The organism is Rhodococcus sp. KBS0724, assembly GCF_005938745.2.
Classification (GTDB): domain Bacteria; phylum Actinomycetota; class Actinomycetes; order Mycobacteriales; family Mycobacteriaceae; genus Rhodococcus_F.
On record NZ_VCBX02000001.1, the window covers coordinates 1339443 to 1358550 of the forward strand.

19 protein-coding genes are annotated in these 19108 nt (G+C 62.5%); 12 read left to right on the forward strand and 7 right to left on the reverse strand.

Going from position 1 to position 19108, the window contains the following annotated elements; all coding sequences use genetic code 11:
* The first annotated feature begins 50 nt into the window (after positions 1–50).
* The 3 genes from FFI94_RS06185 to FFI94_RS06195 are packed head-to-tail and all read left to right on the forward strand — an operon-like array spanning position 51 to position 1751.
* Positions 51–659 carry a TetR/AcrR family transcriptional regulator gene (locus FFI94_RS06185; RefSeq protein ID WP_185993138.1) on the forward strand — a complete coding sequence of 203 codons (609 nt, stop codon included), beginning with the start codon at positions 51–53 and terminating at the stop codon, positions 657–659.
* Between the two features lie 31 nt (positions 660–690).
* Positions 691–1497, forward strand: a complete 807-nt coding sequence (locus FFI94_RS06190; RefSeq protein ID WP_138873626.1) for an RNA methyltransferase — start codon at positions 691–693, stop codon at positions 1495–1497.
* Positions 1497–1751, forward strand: a complete 255-nt coding sequence (locus FFI94_RS06195; RefSeq protein ID WP_138872215.1) for a DUF2537 domain-containing protein — start codon at positions 1497–1499, stop codon at positions 1749–1751. Before FFI94_RS06190 ends, FFI94_RS06195 begins: the two co-directional genes overlap by 1 nt.
* Before the next feature lie 38 nt (positions 1752–1789).
* On the opposite strand, the gene FFI94_RS06200 is transcribed toward FFI94_RS06195, so the two are convergent.
* The 3 genes from FFI94_RS06200 to serC form a co-directional block, all read right to left on the reverse strand.
* Positions 1790–2791 (reverse strand): DUF6928 family protein, encoded by a 1002-nt coding sequence (locus FFI94_RS06200; protein WP_260683879.1) that lies wholly within the window; start codon positions 2789–2791, stop codon positions 1790–1792.
* Between the two features lie 89 nt (positions 2792–2880).
* Positions 2881–3837, reverse strand: a complete 957-nt coding sequence (gene sepH, locus FFI94_RS06205; protein ID WP_138872216.1) for a septation protein SepH — start codon at positions 3835–3837, stop codon at positions 2881–2883.
* 206 nt (positions 3838–4043) lie between these two features.
* Positions 4044–5171 carry a phosphoserine transaminase gene (gene serC / locus FFI94_RS06210; protein WP_138872217.1) on the reverse strand — a complete coding sequence of 376 codons (1128 nt, stop codon included), beginning with the start codon at positions 5169–5171 and terminating at the stop codon, positions 4044–4046.
* 191 nt (positions 5172–5362) lie between these two features.
* On the opposite strand from serC, the gene FFI94_RS06215 reads away from it, so the two are divergent.
* A complete protein-coding gene (locus FFI94_RS06215) occupies positions 5363–6340 on the forward strand; it encodes an iron-siderophore ABC transporter substrate-binding protein (protein WP_138872218.1) in 978 nt (325 codons plus the stop codon).
* A 78-nt stretch (positions 6341–6418) separates the two neighbouring features.
* Here FFI94_RS06215 and FFI94_RS06220 read toward each other — a convergent pair whose 3' ends face one another.
* The gene (locus FFI94_RS06220; RefSeq protein WP_138872219.1) at positions 6419–7546 is read right to left on the reverse strand and encodes a citrate synthase 2; all 1128 of its coding nucleotides are present in this window, start codon (positions 7544–7546) and stop codon (positions 6419–6421) included.
* 245 nt (positions 7547–7791) lie between these two features.
* Here FFI94_RS06220 and pdxH point away from each other — a divergent pair, with 245 nt between their 5' ends.
* The 5 genes from pdxH (at position 7792) to FFI94_RS06245 (ending at position 12870) form a co-directional block, all read left to right on the forward strand.
* On the forward strand, positions 7792–8505 hold the full coding sequence (pdxH, locus tag FFI94_RS06225; RefSeq protein ID WP_138872220.1) for a pyridoxamine 5'-phosphate oxidase: 714 nt from the start codon (positions 7792–7794) through the stop codon (positions 8503–8505).
* Positions 8502–9767, forward strand: coding sequence for an MFS transporter (locus FFI94_RS06230; protein ID WP_138872221.1), 1266 nt, complete (start codon positions 8502–8504; stop codon positions 9765–9767). Before pdxH ends, FFI94_RS06230 begins: the two co-directional genes overlap by 4 nt.
* A 40-nt stretch (positions 9768–9807) precedes the next feature.
* A complete protein-coding gene (locus FFI94_RS06235) occupies positions 9808–10755 on the forward strand; it encodes an aldose 1-epimerase family protein (RefSeq protein ID WP_138872222.1) in 948 nt (315 codons plus the stop codon).
* 383 nt (positions 10756–11138) lie between these two features.
* Positions 11139–12437 carry a citrate synthase gene (locus tag FFI94_RS06240; RefSeq protein WP_138872223.1) on the forward strand — a complete coding sequence of 433 codons (1299 nt, stop codon included), beginning with the start codon at positions 11139–11141 and terminating at the stop codon, positions 12435–12437.
* A 70-nt stretch (positions 12438–12507) separates the two neighbouring features.
* Complete coding sequence (locus tag FFI94_RS06245) at positions 12508–12870, forward strand: FKBP-type peptidyl-prolyl cis-trans isomerase (RefSeq protein ID WP_003940440.1); 363 nt, start codon at positions 12508–12510, stop codon at positions 12868–12870.
* Between the two features lie 55 nt (positions 12871–12925).
* On the opposite strand, the gene FFI94_RS06250 is transcribed toward FFI94_RS06245, so the two are convergent.
* Together FFI94_RS06250 and FFI94_RS06255 are read right to left on the reverse strand one after the other, a co-directional pair.
* Entirely contained in the window at positions 12926–13687 is a 762-nt protein-coding gene (locus FFI94_RS06250) for an ABC transporter permease (protein WP_138872224.1), read from the reverse strand.
* Entirely contained in the window at positions 13684–14637 is a 954-nt protein-coding gene (locus FFI94_RS06255) for an ATP-binding cassette domain-containing protein (protein WP_138872225.1), read from the reverse strand. The genes FFI94_RS06250 and FFI94_RS06255 overlap by 4 nt, the downstream gene beginning before the upstream one ends.
* Positions 14638–14731: 94 nt before the next feature.
* On the opposite strand from FFI94_RS06255, the gene FFI94_RS06260 reads away from it, so the two are divergent.
* Entirely contained in the window at positions 14732–15481 is a 750-nt protein-coding gene (locus FFI94_RS06260) for a TetR/AcrR family transcriptional regulator (RefSeq protein WP_138873627.1), read from the forward strand.
* Here the strand turns inward: FFI94_RS06260 and FFI94_RS06265 are convergent.
* Positions 15470–16438 carry a sugar-binding transcriptional regulator gene (locus FFI94_RS06265; RefSeq protein ID WP_138872226.1) on the reverse strand — a complete coding sequence of 323 codons (969 nt, stop codon included), beginning with the start codon at positions 16436–16438 and terminating at the stop codon, positions 15470–15472. The genes FFI94_RS06260 and FFI94_RS06265 overlap by 12 nt on opposite strands.
* Before the next feature lie 239 nt (positions 16439–16677).
* Here FFI94_RS06265 and FFI94_RS06270 point away from each other — a divergent pair, with 239 nt between their 5' ends.
* Complete coding sequence (locus tag FFI94_RS06270) at positions 16678–17508, forward strand: MIP/aquaporin family protein (protein ID WP_138873628.1); 831 nt, start codon at positions 16678–16680, stop codon at positions 17506–17508.
* Between the two features lie 65 nt (positions 17509–17573).
* On the forward strand, positions 17574–19082 hold the full coding sequence (glpK, locus tag FFI94_RS06275; protein WP_138872227.1) for a glycerol kinase GlpK: 1509 nt from the start codon (positions 17574–17576) through the stop codon (positions 19080–19082).
* Positions 19083–19108: the final 26 nt, after the last annotated feature.

Sequence of the window (19108 nt, forward strand, 5' to 3'; positions counted from 1 at the left end):
ACGACTGTGTTAGTGAAGGAAAACTAGCACAGTTGTGTTAGTTTTGTGAAGTGGTGAAACGACCCAGTTCCGAAGAGCGGCGTGAACAGATCGCTGAAGCCGTCTGGCGTGTGGTCAGACGCGACGGGATGGCCGCGGCCAGTGTCCGCACCGTCGCCGACGAGGCAGGCATGTCCACAGGTTCACTGCGGCATTTCTTCGCGACTCAATCCGAGCTCCTGCTCTTCGCCATGGAATTGGTCTCACTCCGCGTCGAGAACCGAATCGCCGACATCGAGTTCGATCCCGACATCAGGCGGGCCATACGCCAATTTGCCGACCAATTTGTTCCCCTCGACCCTGACCGCCGCGAAGAAATGCAGGTCTGGGAAGCCTTCGCCGCCGCATCGCGAACCGAACCGGATTTGGCGGTGGTCAGGGACCGGACGGATCAAACCCTGTTCGGGCACTTCCGGCAGTTCGTCGAGGCCCTGAGTGACGCGGGTTTTCTTCGGTCCGGGAGTTCCGTCGACAGTGAAGCGATGCGTCTGCACGCGCTGGTCGACGGCCTCGCCGCGCACGGCGTCAACAATCCGGAGAGGGTGAACCGCGCTGCGATCACCGAGGTACTCGACGCCCATTTTGCATCACTGATCACCTCAGCCGGGAGCAGTGACTGAGTACGTCGTCCGATACGGCACGATAGAAGCCGTGGTTCACGTCATCGATATCTCAGATCCAGCCGATTCCAGGCTGGATGACTTTCGCGATCTCAACTCCTCCGATCGTCGACCCGACCTGCCGGAAGGAAAGGGTTTGGTCATCGCGGAGGGGGTATTTGTCACTCAGCGCCTGCTGACCTCACGCTTCGAGCCGATCAGTCTTCTCGGTGTCGAGCGTCGACTGCAGGAACTTGCCGACGACCTCGACGGGGTTGACGTGCCGTTCTATCGAACCAGTGCGGAGGTGATGGCCGAAGTGGTCGGATTCCATCTCAACCGCGGCGTGCTGGCCGCAGCTTCCAGACCGGCGCCCCTTGCTGTCTCGGACATCCTGGCGGACGCGCGAACAATTGCCATCCTCGAAGGTGTCAACGATCACGAAAACCTCGGTTCGATGTTCCGTAACGCCGCGGGACTCGGAGTCGACGCCGTACTTTTCGGAAAGGGCTGCGCAGATCCGCTCTACCGCCGCTCGGTCCGAGTGTCGATGGGGCATGTACTCCGAGTTCCGTTTGCCCATGTCGAGAAGTGGCCGTACGACCTGGAAGAATTGCGCAGCAACGGTTTTCAGCTTATCTCGCTCACGCCCAATCCTGAGGCCGTGACACTGGCCGAAGCGATGACCGGGGACAAGGTAGCTCTCCTGCTCGGCGCCGAGGGCCCTGGTCTGACCGAACATGCCATGCGTGCGACGGATATTCGCGCGAAAATCCCCATGGCTCCGGGTACGGATTCACTCAACGTCGCCACCGCCGCGGCAATGGCCTTCTATGAACGAGTCAGGACCCGGCAGTAATGCCGACCAGAACTCCCTGGTTCACCGGCGTTGCGGTATCGATCTTCGCCGCAATGCTGTCCACCGCCGCGGTAGGCGCGTTCAGTGAGGGCCTGGCACACGTCAACGTGTTTCTTGCCTTTGCTGTCAACGTCATCGCAGTGGCCGGTTTGGCTCCCACCGTGTGGCGGTGGCGGGCCGTTCCCATCTGGCGATGGGTGGTTTACGGTGCCGTAGTAGGTATTCCGTTGGGGTGGATAGCCGCGATCGCCTGATAGCCGCGAAGGCCCGATTGCCGTGAACACCCGATTGCTCAGTGGAAGCCGAAGTATCGCGCCAGACGGTTGCGCTTCTTCGGTTCGGGGGTTGCGGCCTCGGGGTTGGGCTCTTCGGGGACTTCCAGTGCATCGGTGAACTCGGGTTGAATGGACGCGGGGGCGACAGGCCGAGGTGTGACAGGCCGAGGTGTGACAGGCTGAGGTGCGACGCGTTCAGGTGTCCGGGCCTTCGGTTCGTTGGCCTTCGGTTCGGTGATCGGCGGATCCGCTTCGGGCGCAACAACAACCGGTTCTTCCGGCCGCGTGGGTGTCGGAGCAGATTTCGGGAGCTTCTCCGGTTGGGATGCTGCGATCGGAGGCTCCGCAGGCTTGGGTGCCGGCGGTGTCGTTTTCGGCACTTCCGATTTCTGGTGAATCTTGAAGCCCCACAACAGGATTTGAGTCTTGTCGAGATCGCCGTCGTGCGGCGTGCCCGTGTAACGGAATCCCAGCCACTCCGCGTTGGCGGCCTCGGCGAACTGCTGGGGATGAAACGGCAGTGCTTGAGGATCGGGCAAAATGCCTGGGGGATAACGCAAGGGGTGCTCGCCCGACCAGTAGGGCAACTCCCAGGTTTGTGGGATGCCGATGTTCTCGACGATGTCGATCGGGAGCGCGCTGAACGAGCGTCGCAGCTGACCGTTTTCCCATACGGCAAAGGACCCCTGCGCGCGGTCGGGTGACGAGCTGACGAGGAAGGTGAGCGGGCTGGGCGGCGAAAGTAGCCAGGACTCAGGAAGTTCCGAAGGAAGGAACGCACTCAACTCGGCACTGGCGACAACGCTGATGTTCTCGTAGGTGCCGATGAAGAGATAGCCGGGTTGTACGGTCGCAGCGATCGACAGTGGGTGGGGGCCGAGAGACTCGAACTCTTTGCCGGGGTGCAGTCGCTGCGCAATCGCGAGTGCTGCGGCCTGGTCGGGTTGCGGGTACAGACTCAGTTCAGCGCGAACGTCATTGTTGTCGACAAACCAAATTGTTGAAACACGTGCAGCCACCGATCGCCCTCTCTCCTGAACCTCACTGCTTAGAAGAATACGACGAATCAGCCGCTGATTTTGCCGCCGAGACGCTCCGGGCGGGAGCGTCAGCGGCCGCTGCTACGCACACCGAGGAGAACGTCGTCCCATGACGGAAGCGCGGGCTTTCCACGCTTGTCCTTGGTCGACGATTGTTGCGGCGCTGCCTTGGGTGTGACGTCCTCGGCAGGTTCCGGGGTTTCTTCTTCCAACTGCGGTTCGGGCTCGACGTCGATCTCTGCCTCGACCGCAGGAGTCTCGACGTGAGCCGGAGTGTCTACGCGAGCCGGGATTTCCGCGACAGGAGGGATTTCGGTGACAACGACGACGGCGTCGTGGGTATCGGTTTCAGCGTTGACTTCTTCGTCGGATTCGAAGTTGTTATCGATCCGTGACAGTTCGGGTCGCTCGGAGACCACCGGCGCCAAACCGCGTAGTGGGCGGCCGAAATCCGGATCGATCAAGTCGAAGGCAGTGTCGTCGAGCGCCACGATGGTTCCACCATGTGCGTCCGGCTGATAGCGCCAATGTGCGGCGTTGGTGCTGCGTCCGGCCTGCCATTGCAGCTGCGCAACCCAATGGTTGTCCTCGTCGCGCCAGGCATCCCACGTGGCGTCGTCGATGGTGTGGCCGCGGGCACGAAATGCGTGAGTCACGATTTCCGCGAGCGTCGGTACAGTGGGCCCGTTATCGCGGATCGGGTGCCCGCCCTGCGCCATTTCTGCTGCTCGAGAGCGTTCGAGAAGGACCGGGTATGCGTAGCGCTCGACCTTGCTGACCGGGATACCGGCTTCCTTGGCGACCTGCTGGACGGACGCGCCGGATCGGATGCGGGCCTGGATTTCGCGGGGGCGGAGCTGGCTTTCGTTCTCGATCTCGATCTGGCCGAGCCGAGCTACATCACCCCGGCACGCTGCGCGCAGCTTGTCGTCGGCAGGGAGACGAAATTTCTGGCCGGTTTCGGCGTCGGCGCACACCACATGCGATCCATCGGGTTCAAGTCCGATCACTCGAAGCTCTCGCACATTGACCTCCCTTATCGCGCCGGCTCGCGACTTTGCGCCGCAGTCAACTGTAATTCATTTGTGATGACCAATCCGGCAGGACACTCCCGGCAGCGCCCTCGCGTACCGATATGAACGCAATCACGCCGTCGGCCGCGACTCGCGTAAGGAGTCGAGGCCGGCGGCGTGAGAGGTGAACAGCGTGAGAGGTAAAACAGGGGTGCAACTCAGCCGAGCTGCGAGACAACCCAGTCGATGCTCTTGGTGAGTGCGGTGACGTCGTCGGGGTCGATAGCTGGGAACATGCCGACGCGCAACTGGTTGCGGCCGAGCTTGCGGTACGGCTCGGTGTCGACAATTCCGTTGGCGCGCAGGATCTTTGCAACCTCTGCTGCGTCGACGTCGTCGTTGAAATCGATTGTGCCGACAACCTGCGAGCGGTGTGCCGGATCAGCGACGAACGGTGTTGCGAACTCGCTGGCCTCGGCCCAGTTGTACAGGCGCGAGGACGAATCCGCGGTGCGAGCGGTGGTCCACTCGAGGCCGCCGTTGCTGTTCATCCACTCGATCTGGTTGGCGAAGAGCAACAGGGTGGCCAGGGCCGGGGTGTTGTACGTCTGATCCTTGGAGCTGTTGTCCACGGCGATGGGCAGCGACAGGAAGTCGGGGGTCCAGCGTCCCGAATCCTTGATCTCCGCGACGCGCTCGAGGGCGGCCGGGCTCATCAGTGCGATCCACAGTCCGCCGTCTGCAGCGAAGCACTTCTGCGGAGCGAAGTAGTAGACGTCGGAATCGGCGACGTTGACCGGCAGTCCGCCGGCGCCGGAGGTGGCGTCGATGGCGATCAGGGCGTTCTCCGAACCGGCGGGACGCGAGACGGGGATCGATACACCGGTCGAGGTCTCGTTGTGTGCCCAGCCGATGAGGTCGACGGACGGGTCGGAGACCGGTACCGGTGCGCTGCCCGGGTCAGCGGAAACGACGATCGGGTCACCGATGAACGGGTTGGCCTTGGCGACCGAAGCGAACTTGGAGCTGAATTCGCCGTTGGTCAGGTGCAGCGACTTCTCGCGGATGAGGCCGAATGCAGCGGCATCCCAGAACGCAGTGGTTCCGCCGTTGCCGAGGACAACCTCGTAGCCCTCGGGCAGGGAGAACAGGTCGGCGAGACCGGAGCGGATGCTGGCGACAACGTTCTTGACCGGCTTCTGGCGGTGGCTGGTGCCGAACACCGAAGCGCCCACGTCGACCAGGGACTGCAGCTGCTCGGGGCGAACCTTGGAAGGACCGCAGCCGAAGCGTCCGTCAGCGGGCTTGAGATCGGCGGGGATGATCGGGGCGGTAGCGTCAGCCATTGGTCAATGCGTCCTAAACGTCGAGGAACCTTTGCCGGGTCAGTTTAGACGGCTGCGGTGTTGCGGTGGACGGTCGAGGTGCTGTGACGAGCGTCGAAACGCTCCGTTGGTCCACAAAACGAGGCCCACCACCAGCGTTGCGGCTCGGTTACTATCGCCACCACCGTCGATTCGACAACTCGAGGACACTCATGAAAATTCGCTCCCTAACCTTGCTGTTCGTCACCGCGATGGCTCTGACGTCGTGCGCCTCGAACACGACTGACTCCACGGCCGAAGGGGGCGCAGACGGTGGCGCGTTCCCGGTGACCATCGACACCAAATTCGGTGCGGTAGCCATCGAATCCCAGCCGGAACGGGTGGTGGCGCTCGGCTGGGGCGACGCCGAGACGGCTCTTGCGCTCGGAGCTCAGCCGGTGGGTGCCAGCGACTGGCTCGCGTTCGGCGGCGACGGCGTCGGACCGTGGGCGCAGGGGTTGTACAAGAACCCACCAGAACTGATCGGCACCATGGAGCCGTCCTTCGAAGCGCTCGCGGCTCTGGCTCCCGACCTGATCCTCGACACGAAGAGTTCCGGGGACAAGAGTCGAAACGACCTACTCGCGAAGATCGCTCCGACAGTCGGTATGCCGGCGGGAAGTGACGCCTACCTCACATCACTCGACGACCAGGTGACATCGGTCGCGACGGCACTCGGTGTGCCGGCGAAAGGCGAAGATCTACTCGCTCAGATCGACTCGCAGTACGCGGAAGCGAAGACCGCATATCCGGAGTTCGCCGGGAAGACCGTCACCGTGATCGCCTACACATCCGAAGGGTGGGGTGCCTACGTGACGGGCGACTCGCGAGTCGACTTCATGACCGAACTCGGATTCGTGAACAATCCGCGAGTTCAGGCCGTGCCCACCGAGAACTTTTTCATTCCGGTCTCCGAGGAGAACCTGGACATGCTCGACGCAGACTTCGTTATCGGGTTGCCGATCTACATGCCGACCACGGACGTCACGAACAACGCTCTGTTCCAGCAGATCCCGGCCGTCAAGGACGGACGCTTCATCGTCCTCGACAGTGACTCGGATATCTCCGCCGCATTTTCGACGAATTCGGTGCTGTCCATACCGTTTGCGCTCGAGCAGTTGGTTCCACTTGTCGCCGAACGCGTTTCCTGACGTCGCTGACGACATAATGCAACCGGCCGGGTACCTCGTTGAGAGGTACCCGGACGGTTGCATGTACTGCGGAGAAACTTACGCGTGGCTGATCTGGTCCCAGCCCTCGACGGACTCCGGTGTGCGCGGTGCCGGGCCGGTGTAGATAGCTGCCGGGCGAACAAGCTTGCCCAGACGCTTCTGCTCGAGGATGTGCGCGCACCAACCAGCGGTGCGACCACACGTGAACATGGCCGGCATCATGTGCGCGGGAACCTCGGCGAAGTCGAGAATGACTGCAGCCCAGAACTCGACGTTGGTCTCGATCGCGCGATCGGGACGACGCTCACGCAGTTCGGCGAGTGCAGCCTGCTCGAGCGCTGCGGCAGCCTCGTAGCGGGGAGCATTGAGGCGCTTGGCGGTGGCGCGGAGCACGCGTGCACGGGGATCTTCGGCGCGGTAAACGCGGTGCCCGAAGCCCATGAGCTTTTCCTTGCGGTCCAGGATTCCCTTGACCAGTGCGCGGGCGTCGCCGGTCTTCTCGGTCTCTTCGATCATCGGGAGCACGCGAGCCGGTGCGCCGCCGTGCAGCGGGCCGGACATCGCGCCGATGGCGCCGGAGAGGGATGCCGCAACGTCGGCGCCGGTGGAGGCGATGACTCGGGCGGTGAAGGTGGAGGCGTTCATGCCGTGCTCGGCTGCCGAGACCCAGTACGCGTCGATTGCCTCGACGTGTGCCGGATCGGGCTCACCCTTCCAGCGAACCATGAAGCGTTCCGTGACCGTCTTGGCCTCGTCGATGCGCTTCTGCGGAACTGCCGGCTGGTAGATGCCGCGAGCGGACTGCGCGACGTACGACAGAGCCATGACGGACGCGCGGGCGAGCTGATCGCGAGCGGTGTCGTCATCGATGTCGAGGAGTGGCTCGTAACCCCAGATGGGTGCCAGCATCGCCAGTCCGGCCTGGACATCGACGCGGACGTCACCGGTGTGGATGGGGAGGGGGAACGGCTCGGCCGGCGGCAGGCCGGGGCCGAAACGGCCGTCGACGAGTAGTGCCCAGACGTTGCCGAAGGTTACCTTCTGGCCGACCAGGTCTTCGATGTCGACGCCGCGGTAGCGCAGAGCGCCGCCGTCCTTGTCAGGTTCGGCGATATCGCTGGTGAAGGCGACAACGCCTTCGAGTCCGCTCACAAAATCGTCCGGTATTGCTGCGCTCGCTGCCATTCTCGTGGACTCTCCTCGTTCGAGTGCGCCAGGTCTACAGTCGCACTGCCTCAGCTTCCGTGACTGCGCCTCGGTGCTCGCAGGGATGAGCACGCACCGTGTTTTGTACTGCGCAATCGTCTCGTCCCGATTCGGCTGCTGTCGCTGGTGCGGCTCGCGGTTCGGATCGGGTCTAGCCACGGCAAACTTTAGCGCGTGCCGAGTAGTCGGTGGCGGGTTGGTACCCGGGAGTAGCGTTCTGGGCTGTGTCGAAGGAACGTCAGGACCCGGTGGTGGTGAACAGTGAACTCGCTGCGATGCGTGTGGGGTACCCGCAACCAGGCAGTGAATCCGAGGCGGTACACGATCGGATGCGCGTCGAGTTGGACGTAAGTGCGGTCGCCGACGGTTGGTTGTCGCTGATGCGGCAGTGGCTGCTGGACGCCGTCGAGGCGGATGCGCCGGAACCGAATGCGATGACGCTCTCCACCCTCGACGAGCACGGCCACCCCACATCGCGGACCGTGTTGTGCAAGGGACTCTCCGAGGATGGCGTTCTCTTCTTCACCAACTACCGTTCGGACAAGGCCAGGCAACTCGACGCCCATCCGTATGCGTCGGCTAATTTCACCTGGCTGACCCTGGCCCGTCAGGTTATCGTTCGAGGAGCTGTGGAGCACGTGAGTCCGCAAGTTACACAAGAGTATTGGCGAACCCGTCCGCGGGGTTCGCAGCTCGGCGCGTGGGCGTCCCATCAGTCGCAGCCCGTCGAATCACGTGCAGTCTTGGACGAACAACTCCGTGAGGTGGCCGCGCGCTTCGGCGTCGACGGCGAGATTCCCGTGCCGCCGCACTGGGGCGGGATTCTGATCCGGCCGGAGTCTGTCGAGTTCTGGCAGGGCCGCGCCAACCGTATGCACAATCGGGTCCGCACCACCGTCGTCGACGGTCAGTGGTCCGCAGTTCGTCTCCAACCGTGAGGCGGGTTCTCGCGGACACGACTCCGCTCGAAAATCTCGACTACCGCCGGCTGTGGATCGCCGGCATCGTCACCGTTATCGGCGCCCAGCTCAGCGTTGTGGCCGTCCCGCAGCAGGTGTACGAGATCACCAGAAGCTCGGCGTACGTCGGCCTGACGGGAATCTTCGGTCTTGTTCCGTTGATCGTTTTCGGTTTGTGGGGCGGTGCCCTCGCCGACGTGATGGATCGACGACGGCTGCTGATGATCACGACGGTCGGACTCGGTGTCACGTCGGTGTTGCTGTGGATCCAGGCGGCGCTCGGGGTGAACAACGTCTGGCTCGTACTCGTGCTGTTCTCCGTGCAGCAGGCATTCTTCGCGGTCAATCAGCCGACACGCGCGGCGATCATTCCGCGGTTGATTCCAGGTAGACAGCTGCCTGCCGCGAACTCACTGAACATGACGGTCGTGCAATTCGGTGCGATCGCGGGACCGATGCTGGCCGGCGTGCTCATTCCGACGGCTGGGCTGCAACTGCTGTATCTGCTGGACTCGATCTTCCTGCTCGCCACGTTGTGGGCGGTGTGGAAGCTGCCGGCGATTCCGCCGACAGGGACGTCGCGACGGGCCGGTCTGAGCGAGGTCCTCGGCGGCTTTGCCTATCTGGCTACACAGAAGGTGCTGCTCGCGTCGTTTGTCGTCGACATCATCGCGATGGTGTTCGGTATGTCGCGCGCATTGTTCCCGGAAATCGCGCACGAATCGTTCGGTGATCCTGTCACCGGCGGCTTTGCGCTCGGTCTGTTGTTCGCGGCGATGTCTGCGGGTGCTGTTCTCGGTGGTGTGTTCTCGGGATGGTTACCGCGAGTGCAATATCAGGGGCGGGCGATTCTGGTCTGCATAGCTCTGTGGGGACTGTCGATGGTCGGCTTCGGCACGGCGGTGTACTACGCAAGTCCTGGATCCGGCGCGATTCTGCTGTGGGTTGCGGTGGTATTCCTCGCGTTCGGCGGCGCCGTCGACATGATCTCGGCTGCCTTCCGCAGCACGATGCTCCAGCAAGTGGCCACCGACGACATGCGTGGCCGGCTTCAGGGCGTGTTCATCGTGGTTGTCGCGGGCGGTCCGCGTATCGGCGACGTAGTGCACGGCGGTGCCGCATTCCTGTTCGGAACGGGAGTGGCGGCGGCCGGTGGTGGCGTTCTGGTGGTAATCGGCGTCGTCGTGGCGACACTCATGTTCCCGACATTTGCCGCTTACAAGGTGGGACGCGCCGTCTGACGTCCTAGTATGTGGGCGGTTTGTGGGGGAAACTGATTCCATGACGCAACCGCACAGCACGGGCAAGGGCGGCTTCGAGATCCGTGGTGGGGGTTATCGCGCCGAAATCGCGGCAGCCGGAGCAGGTTTGCGATTGCTCGATCACGAGGGGCCGTCCGGCAAACGCGCGCTCACCGAAACCTGGGAACTGGGATCGAAACCACCATTGTCCGCCGGGTTGGTACTGGCGCCGTGGCCCAATCGGATTCGGGACGGGCACTTCATGTTCGACGGTATCGAGCATCAACTCGAGATCACGGAACCGGACCTGAACAACGCCAGCCACGGTTTTGTGCGTCGTCGCAATTGGAACCTCGTCGATCACACCTTCGATCGCGTCGAACTGTCGGTGGACGTCGGGCTGCACAAAGGATGGCCGTACCCCCTTGTTCTGTCGATCGTCTATTCGGTGGACGAAACAGGATTGACGGTTACCCACACCGCGACGAACAAGGGCGCAACACCGTCGCCCTTCGGGCTGGGCATCCATCCGTTCATCCGCGTCGGTGATTTCCCGCTCGACGAGTGCTCACTGCACCTGGCTGCGGGAACACGGTTGCCGATCGATCCGGAGCGGATGCTGCCCAACGCGTATTCGCAGGCCGTCGAGGGTACGGAATTCGATTTCCGGACCCCGCGCCCACTCGAAGGTCTGCAGTTGGACACACCGTTCAGTGCGTTGGACGTGGTCGACGGTAGCGGCCGCACTCAGCATGAGTTGCTTGCGCCGGACGGGACCGGGACGGCTCTGTGGACGACGCGGGAGTTCCCGTGGATTCAAGCCTTCATCGCAGATCCCGCAAACGGTAAGGGCTACCCCGACCGTGGTCGGGCTTTGGCACTCGAACCGATGACGTGCCCACCGGACGCTTTCAACTCGGGAATCGACATGTTGATTCTCGGCCCAGGCGAAACGTGGTCAGGCGTGTGGGGGATCCGTGCGGTGTGATCCTGGGGTCGAGCGCCTGGCATTGTGATCCGCATCCCAGATAGTGGGAGCCTGTAACAAACGGCTGCGAAGTCTCGATGGCCGCGCTTTGCCGAACGCAGTTCGATTCGACAGCACATTTTGCCCGGGAATGCTGAATCTGTGAGGCGTTGCGCGAGAAGGAAAGTCCAGATCACAGCCATGAGTGAATCCCGGAATGTGCATCGGAGCCCAGCGTTTCAGCACTCTGAAACCTGTTGCAGTTTAGGGGCATATGTCCGACGCTGATCGACCGGCAAAACCCCCGTGGAGCGACCCTCCCTGGGCGCGTCGTGTTCGGTGCGACTAGTTTCTAGTTGATCGTATGTAGTTACTCGTTGGTTTGAGCTTGAGAGGGATCCTTCGTGCCCGCTGACAATGACACAAAGCCCACGCTTACTTACCCCGGTGGTGAGCACACGATGTCCATTGCCAGGGCAACCGAGGGCAATGACGGCATCGAACTGGGAAAGCTGCTGGCAGATACGGGGTACACCACCCTTGACCCCGGCTTTGTTAACACCGCATCCACCAGTTCCGCAATTACCTACATCGACGGCGAGAAGGGAATCCTGCGCTACCGCGGATACCCCATCGAGCAGTTGGCAGGTAAGTCCACCTTCATCGAGGTCAGCTACCTGCTGATCTACGGTGAGCTACCGACCGACGCACAGCTCGAGTCCTTCACGGACCGCATCCGTCGCCACACTCTGCTCCACGAAGACCTCAAGCGGTTCTTCGACGGATTCCCGCGCAACGCACACCCGATGCCGGTTCTTTCCTCCGCAGTCAACGCGCTCTCCGCGTACTACCAGGATTCCCTGGACCCGGAGGACCCGGAACAGGTGGAACTCTCCACCATTCGCCTTCTCGCGAAGCTGCCGACCATCGCGGCCTACGCGTACAAGAAGTCCGTCGGACAGCCGTTCCTGTACCCGGACAACTCGCTGAACCTGGTCGAGAACTTCATGCGCATGACGTTCGGCTTCCCGGCCGAGCCGTACCAGGGTGATCCCGAGATCGCCAAGGCACTCGACATGCTGCTCATCCTGCACGCAGACCACGAGCAGAACTGCTCCACGTCCACCGTGCGCATGGTCGGCTCTTCCGACGCGAACCTCTTCACCTCGGTGTCCGCCGGCATCAACGCACTGTGGGGCCCGCTGCACGGCGGCGCCAACCAGGCCGTGCTCGAGATGCTCGACGACATCAAGGCAAACGGCAGCACCGCAGCCGAGTTCGTCCGCAAGGTCAAGAACAAGGAAGACGGCGTGAAGCTCATGGGCTTCGGGCACCGCGTCTACCGCAACTACGACCCGCGCGCCGCGCTGGTCCGCGAGACCGCGCACAACATCCTCGGCAAGCTCGGCGGCGACGACGAACTGCTCAACATCGCCATGCAGCTCGAAGAAGCCGCCCTCACGGACGACTACTTCATCGAGCGCAAGCTGTACCCGAACGTCGACTTCTACACGGGTCTGATCTACCGCGCGATGGGCTTCCCGCCCCGCATGTTCACCGTGCTCTTCGCCATGGGCCGCCTGCCCGGCTGGATTGCACACTGGCGTGAAATGCACGAGGATCCGGCCACGAAGATCGGCCGCCCCCGCCAGATCTACACCGGCTACACCGAGCGCGACTACAGAGACATTACGTCCCGCTGACGCGTGACCTAGCGACATAACGTCCCGCTAGTCTTCTGCCCCCAATATTCGCCTCAACGAGGAGGACATCATGAGTAGCAAGCCCGTAATCGAGTTTCAGGAAGGCCCCGCGCCGACCGACCTGGTCATCAAGGACCTGGTTGTCGGAGAAGGCGCCGAAGCCGTTCCCGGCGGAACCGTCGACGTTCACTACGTCGGTGTCGAGTTCGAATCCGGTGAAGAGTTCGACTCTTCCTGGAGCCGCGGCGAGTCCATTCAGTTCCCGCTTCGCGGCCTGATCAAGGGCTGGCAGGACGGAATCCCCGGCATGAAGGTCGGCGGACGCCGTCAGCTCACCATCCCGCCGGAGCTGGCATACGGCCCCGCCGGTGCAGGACACCAGCTTTCCGGCAAGACCTTGGTCTTCGTGATCGATCTGCTGGACGCCAAGTAATTCACTGTGCAGCAGGAGAGCCCCGCACCGTCAGGTGTGGGGCTTTCTTGTATGGTCAGCGCGCCGTCTTTCGGCGGTAGAGCCAGTTCGACCACACAAATCCCGCAGCGGCGATGCCCACGCACCATGCGAGTGCGATGACGGCGCTGTTCCCGATCGGCGTGCCCATCAAGAGGCCGCGCACCGTCTCGATGATCGGGGTCACCGGCTGGTGCCTTGCAAACCCTTGCAGCCACGACGGCATGGTCTCGGCCGGCACGAAGGCGGTGCTGACGTAGGGCAGGAACATGATGGCGAAGGTGAATCCGCTTGCCGCCTCCGGGTTCTGGGCCAGGAGTCCCAGGGCCGTCGAGAGGTACGACATGGCGAATACGAAGGCGATGATTACCGCGCCGACGCCGAGCCAGCGCACCGGATCGCTGGTCGGCCGAAATCCCATGATCAGAGCGACGACGACAACGATCGCCGTAGTCAGTACATTGCGGACGACGCTGGCCAGCACATGTCCGGTCAGCACGGAGGACGGACTGATCGCCAGCGTTCGGAAGCGGTCGATGATCCCGTCTTTCATGTCACTCGAGACGCTGACCGCGGTGGTCGACGCGCCGAAACCGGCGCACAGCAGAATGATGCCCGGCACGACGTAGTCGATGTATTCGGTGCCGGTGTTGATGGCCCCGCCGAAGACGTAGACGAACAGCAGCATGAGCATGACCGGCAGGGCTATTGCGGTGATCATCGAATCAGGACTGCGTAGAACGTGTTTGAGATTTCGGCGCAGCATCACCGCGGAATCGATGGTCATGGTGGAGTTCATCGAACGCTCGCAATCTCGGGTTGGCCTGATCCGGTGAGCGCGAAGAACACGTCGTCCAGATCCGGGGTGTGAACGGAGAATTTCTCGACGGTGATCGACGGGTCGTCGATCGAGTCGAGGATGGCTTTGATCGACGGCACCGCCCCGTCGGACGGGATGTGCAGGGTCAAGGTTTCGGCATTCGAGTGGGCCTGCGGAAGTGACGCCGCGGCAAGATCGAGTTGAGCCAGGTTCTCGAATTGCAGTGCCACGTGGCCTCCGGGAACAAGGCGTTTGAGTTCTTCCGGTGTTCCTTCGGCGACCAGACGGCCGCCGCTGACAACGCCCACGGTGTCAGCCAATTCGTCTGCCTCGTCGAGGTATTGGGTGGTGAGGAAGATCGTGACGCCGGATGCTGTGAGGCCACGAACGATCGACCACATTTCGTGGCGGCTCCGCGGGTCCAGGCCGGTGGTGGGTTCGTCGAGAAAGACGACGTCCGGTTTCGCTACGAGGCTCATCGCTATGTCGAGTCGTCTGAGCATGCCGCCCGAGTAGTCGCCGGCGCGCTTGTCGCCGAAGTCCGTCAGGTCGAACTGGTCGAGCAGTTCCTCGGCACGTCGCCGGGAGTTCTTCCGGCCCAGGTGATTCAGCTCGCCCAGGAGGGTCAGGTTCTCGGATCCGGTCAGGAGTGTGTCGACGGCAGCGTACTGCCCGGTGACGCTGATGCGTCGGCGAACGTTCTGGGGATCGCCAGGCAGTGAATGGCCGGCGACGGTGACCTTGCCGGCGTCGAAGGGAATGAGGGTGGTGAGAATTCTTACGGCCGTTGTCTTTCCGGCACCGTTCGCTCCGAGGAGGGCGTACACCGATCCGGCCGGGACCGACAGATCGAGTCCATTCAGAACCTGCTGATCGCCGTAGCGCTTGCGAAGTCCGCGGACCGAGATTGCGGGGATCGTTCCTGGCATCGAGACCTCCAAGTGGGAACTGTGTATGTCATAAACTCCTGTTTATAGCGTACACAGTTCTAGGATGATGGCAAGAGCGAAGAGTGGGAGCTGTATGGATGGCGGCGCGCTACCGAGGGCGGTCGAACTGGCCTGGGGACTGGATCGGCCCGGAACGCGGGGTCCGAAGAAGGGGCTCAGTCTCGAGCAGATCCTCGACAGCGCGATCGAGCTTGCCGACGCCGAAGGCATCACGGCACTGTCGATGGGCCGGGTAGCCAAATCTCTTGGGTTCACGACGATGTCGCTCTACCGCTACGTGGCGAGCAAAGACGAACTGATCGAGCTGATTTCGGATCGGGTGATCGGTCCGCCGCCGGTAATTCCCGACGGAGTGCCCTGGCGCGCCAAGCTCGAGGCGTGGGCGACCCACGAGTACGCGACGATGCTGAGTCGGCCGTGGTGGCTCAAGTTGCCCATCACCGCCCCGCCGACCGGGCCCAACAACATGGCGTGGCTCGACGCAGGACTTGGCGCTCTCGACGGTGTCGCCCTGAGCGCCGCGTCGAAGTTCCAGGTGGTGACCAATGTGTCGTTGTTCGTCATCGGTCGTGCTCGATTCTCGGCTGACCTGGCTTCGCGCTCGGCGCAGTCTGCCGACGACGACGTCGCTTACGGCGCCCTCATCGCTCGGGTCATCAATCGTGAGGACTTTCCGTACCTCAGTGCTGCAATCGAGGAGGGCGGCTTCGAGGACGGCAGTCCGGAGGGCGACGCCGCCGGTAACGATGCTTTCGATTTCAGTTTCTCGCTGGGCCTTCTGCTGGACGGAATCGAGAAGTTGGTTCAGCAGTCAGGACACTAGTGCGGTGGCACTGACGTCGTCGATGATCAGATCGGTGATCAGCCCACCTCGGAGCGCTCCTTCGAGTGCGGGCAGCTTTGCCGTTCCGGCCACGATGCACACGCGTCTGGCGACCTTCTCGAAAAGATCCAGTCGCGGACCGCTCGCGCGCTCGTTGAGTTCGATTCCGCGATAGCTCCCGTCTGACCGGAAGAAGACGGTTGCGATGTCGCCGACCACACCGTCGCGTCGAAGTGCTTCTGCCTCATCAGGTTCGAGGTATCCGGCGGTGTAGACGTGACTCGGCACGTTGCCGCCAGGGACACCGATGCTGAAAACTGCCAGGTCCATGCGCTTCTGCATGTCCAGCACGCGCTTGATGCTTCGCTCGCGCCACAAGTGCTCCCGGGTTTCCGGAAAGTCGAAGAAGGCGGGGACTGGAAATCCTTGGGGGAGAGCGCCATAAGCGTCGGCGATGGTTCTGATGATGTCGCTGGCGTACGAGATTCCCGTGGTGCGAGTGTTTGCGGCACCGTTGAGTTGCACGACGTACGAGTTGTAGGTGCGTTTGGGGGCCAGGTGCTTGCTGACTTCGCTGAGAGTGGTTCCCCAGGCGATCCCCATCACCATGTCGCTGTCGAAGAATGATGCCAGCAGCCGTCCTGCAAAAGTCGCGACCTTCTCCAGCCGTTCGAGATCTCCCACCAGTTCCGGCACCGTGACCACGTGGGCACGCACTCCGTACCGCTCCGAGAATTCACGCTCGATGCGAGGCGCTTGGCCGTGCGGGGTGCTGATCTTGATCTCGACGAGCCCCGAAGTTCGTGCGTACGTGATCAGGCGCGAGACGGTGGATCTGGACACACCCATGTCACGGCCGATGGCAGCCATCGTCTGATCTTGGAAGTAGTAGAGGCGTGCGGCCTGAACGGCGTCGGAGATACGTGGGTCCGCCGGGTCGGAGGTGGGGGATTCCATGACATTGTCCTGTCTGCACGTTCGTGCAAGCGTGCTGAACCGAATCTTAACGGAGTCGTCGCAGGCGACGGTCCTTCCAGTCCGAAATTCCCTGAAATCTGTCCGTTACCCGTATTACGGTGCAGAAATGACCGAATTGCACGTATGTGCACAGGCTATGCATGAATGTGCAACGGGCCTTACGCTACGGGTGCAGCAATCCAAACTATGACATGCATCACAACGGAGTGAGGGTGGCGATGGAGAAAGCCAAGCGATTGGGCCTTCCCGGCGAGTTGGCAGCCGAGTTCGCGGGAACCATGATCTTGATCTTGTTCGGCGTCGGGGTTGTGGCGCAGGTGGTGTCCGGCGGAAGCGGCGGGGGTCTCGGTGGTCATGACAGCATCGCGTGGGCCTGGGGGCTGGGCGTCATGTTCGGCATCTATGTCGCCGGCCGGGTGACGGGTGCTCATCTGAACCCTGCGGTGACGTTCGCCTTTGCGATCTTCCGGGGATTCTCCTGGCGCAAGGTGCTGCCGTACACGCTGGCGCAGACCGCGGGAGCTTTCGTCGCGGCGTTGATCGTTCGGTGGAATTACAACGACATGCTCAACGCCATCGATCCCGGACATACGACGGCCACGCAGACGATCTTCTCGACGATGCCCGGAAACGGAACGCTCCCGGTCAGTCTCGGCTCGGCACTGATCGATCAGATCATCGGCACGGCCATCCTGCTGTTCCTCATCGTCGCCGTCACCGATTCTCGCGGAACTCCGCCGCTCGCGAATCTCGCGCCCTTCGTCGTCGGATTGATCGTGGTGGGAATCGGATTCGCCTGGGCGACCAACGCGGGTTACGCCATCAACCCGGCACGCGATTTCGGTCCACGCTTGGCGTCCTTCGTCACCGGCTACGGCAGTGCGTGGCGAGACCAGTACGGGAGCTTGTATTTCTGGGTGCCGATTGTGGGACCCCTGATCGGCGCTCCGATCGGAGTTTTCCTCTACGACAAGCTGGTTGGACGATTCCTACCTGACGACGAGTCTGTGGAGAAGGTGGCCGATGAGCCGGCCACGATACCGGCGTAATGCCGGATCGACATCTCTGACAGCAATTCTCTTGCACGTTCTTTCAACACCAAAGGGGTAGCACGATGGCGCAGTTCGTAGCCGCGATAGACCAGGGGACCACCTCCACGCGTTGCATGATCTTCGATCACAGTGGGCACGTGGTTGCCGTCGAACAGCACGAGCACACACAGATCTTTCCGCAGGCCGGTTGGGTCGAACACGATCCGATCGAGATCTGGGACAACGTCCGCAATGTCACCGCCGGCGCTTTGGCGAATGCGGACCTGACCGCGGCCGACATCGCGTCCGTCGGAATCACGAATCAGCGTGAGACAGCGGTGGTGTGGGAACGAGCGACCGGGAAACCCGTCTACAACGCAATCGTCTGGCAGGACACCCGCACCGATCGGATCTGCACGGCGCTCGCCGGCGATGACGGGCCCAAGAAGTACACAACGGTCACCGGATTGCCCCTCGCAACGTACTTCTCGGGTCCGAAGGTCAAGTGGATACTCGACAACGTCGACGGTGCTCGCGACAAGGCCGAAGCCGGCGAGTTGTGCTTCGGCACGATGGACACCTGGGTGCTGTGGAACATGACCGGCGGCGTCGAAGGCGGAGTGCACGCCACCGACCCGACCAACGCGTCTCGCACCCTGTTGATGGATCTCGACACTCTCGCTTGGGATTCCGCGATCTGCGCCGACATGGGAATCCCCGAATCGATGCTTCCCGAGATCCGTAGCTCGTCCGAGATCTTCGGATTCGTCCGTGAGCGTGGCACGTTGTCCGGAGTGCCGATTGCCGGCATTCTCGGTGATCAGCAGGCCGCCACCTTCGGTCAGGCCTGCCTCTCGCCCGGCGAAGCGAAGAATACCTACGGAACCGGCAACTTCGTGCTCCTCAACACGGGCACCGAAAAGGTGATGAGCAAGAACGGATTGTTGACGACGGTCTGTTACAAGATCGGCGAGCAGCCCACGGTGTACGCACTGGAAGGATCGATCGCCGTAACCGGTTCGCTGGTGCAGTGGCTGCGGGACAACCTCGGAATGATCAGCACTGCAGCAGATATCGAGGTGGATGCGCGTTCGGTAGACGACAACGGCGGGGCGTATTTCGTGCCTGCGTTCTCGGGTCTGTTCGCCCCGCACTGGCGTGCGGACGCCCGCGGCGCGATTGTCGGTCTGACCCGGTTCGTCAACAAGGGCCACCTTGCCCGCGCTGTCCTCGAAGCGACCGCCTATCAGAGCCGTGAAGTCATCGACGCGATGAACCTCGACTCGGGTGTCGATCTGAAAGTTCTCAAGGTCGACGGCGGCATGGTGGCGAACGAACTCCTCATGCAGTTCCAAGCCGATCTGCTCGACGTCGAGGTGATCCGTCCCGTCGTGGCCGAGACCACGGCATTGGGCGCGGCCTACGCCGCCGGCCTCGCGGTCGGGTACTGGGGGAGCGAGGACGACATCCGCAGCAACTGGGCGAAGGACAAGAGTTGGACACCGTCGATGGATTCGGCCGAGCGCGAGCGGTTGTACGCCGGCTGGCAGAAGGCCGTCACTCGGACACTCGACTGGGTCGACGCGGACTGATCGCGACGCCCACATTTCTACTTATT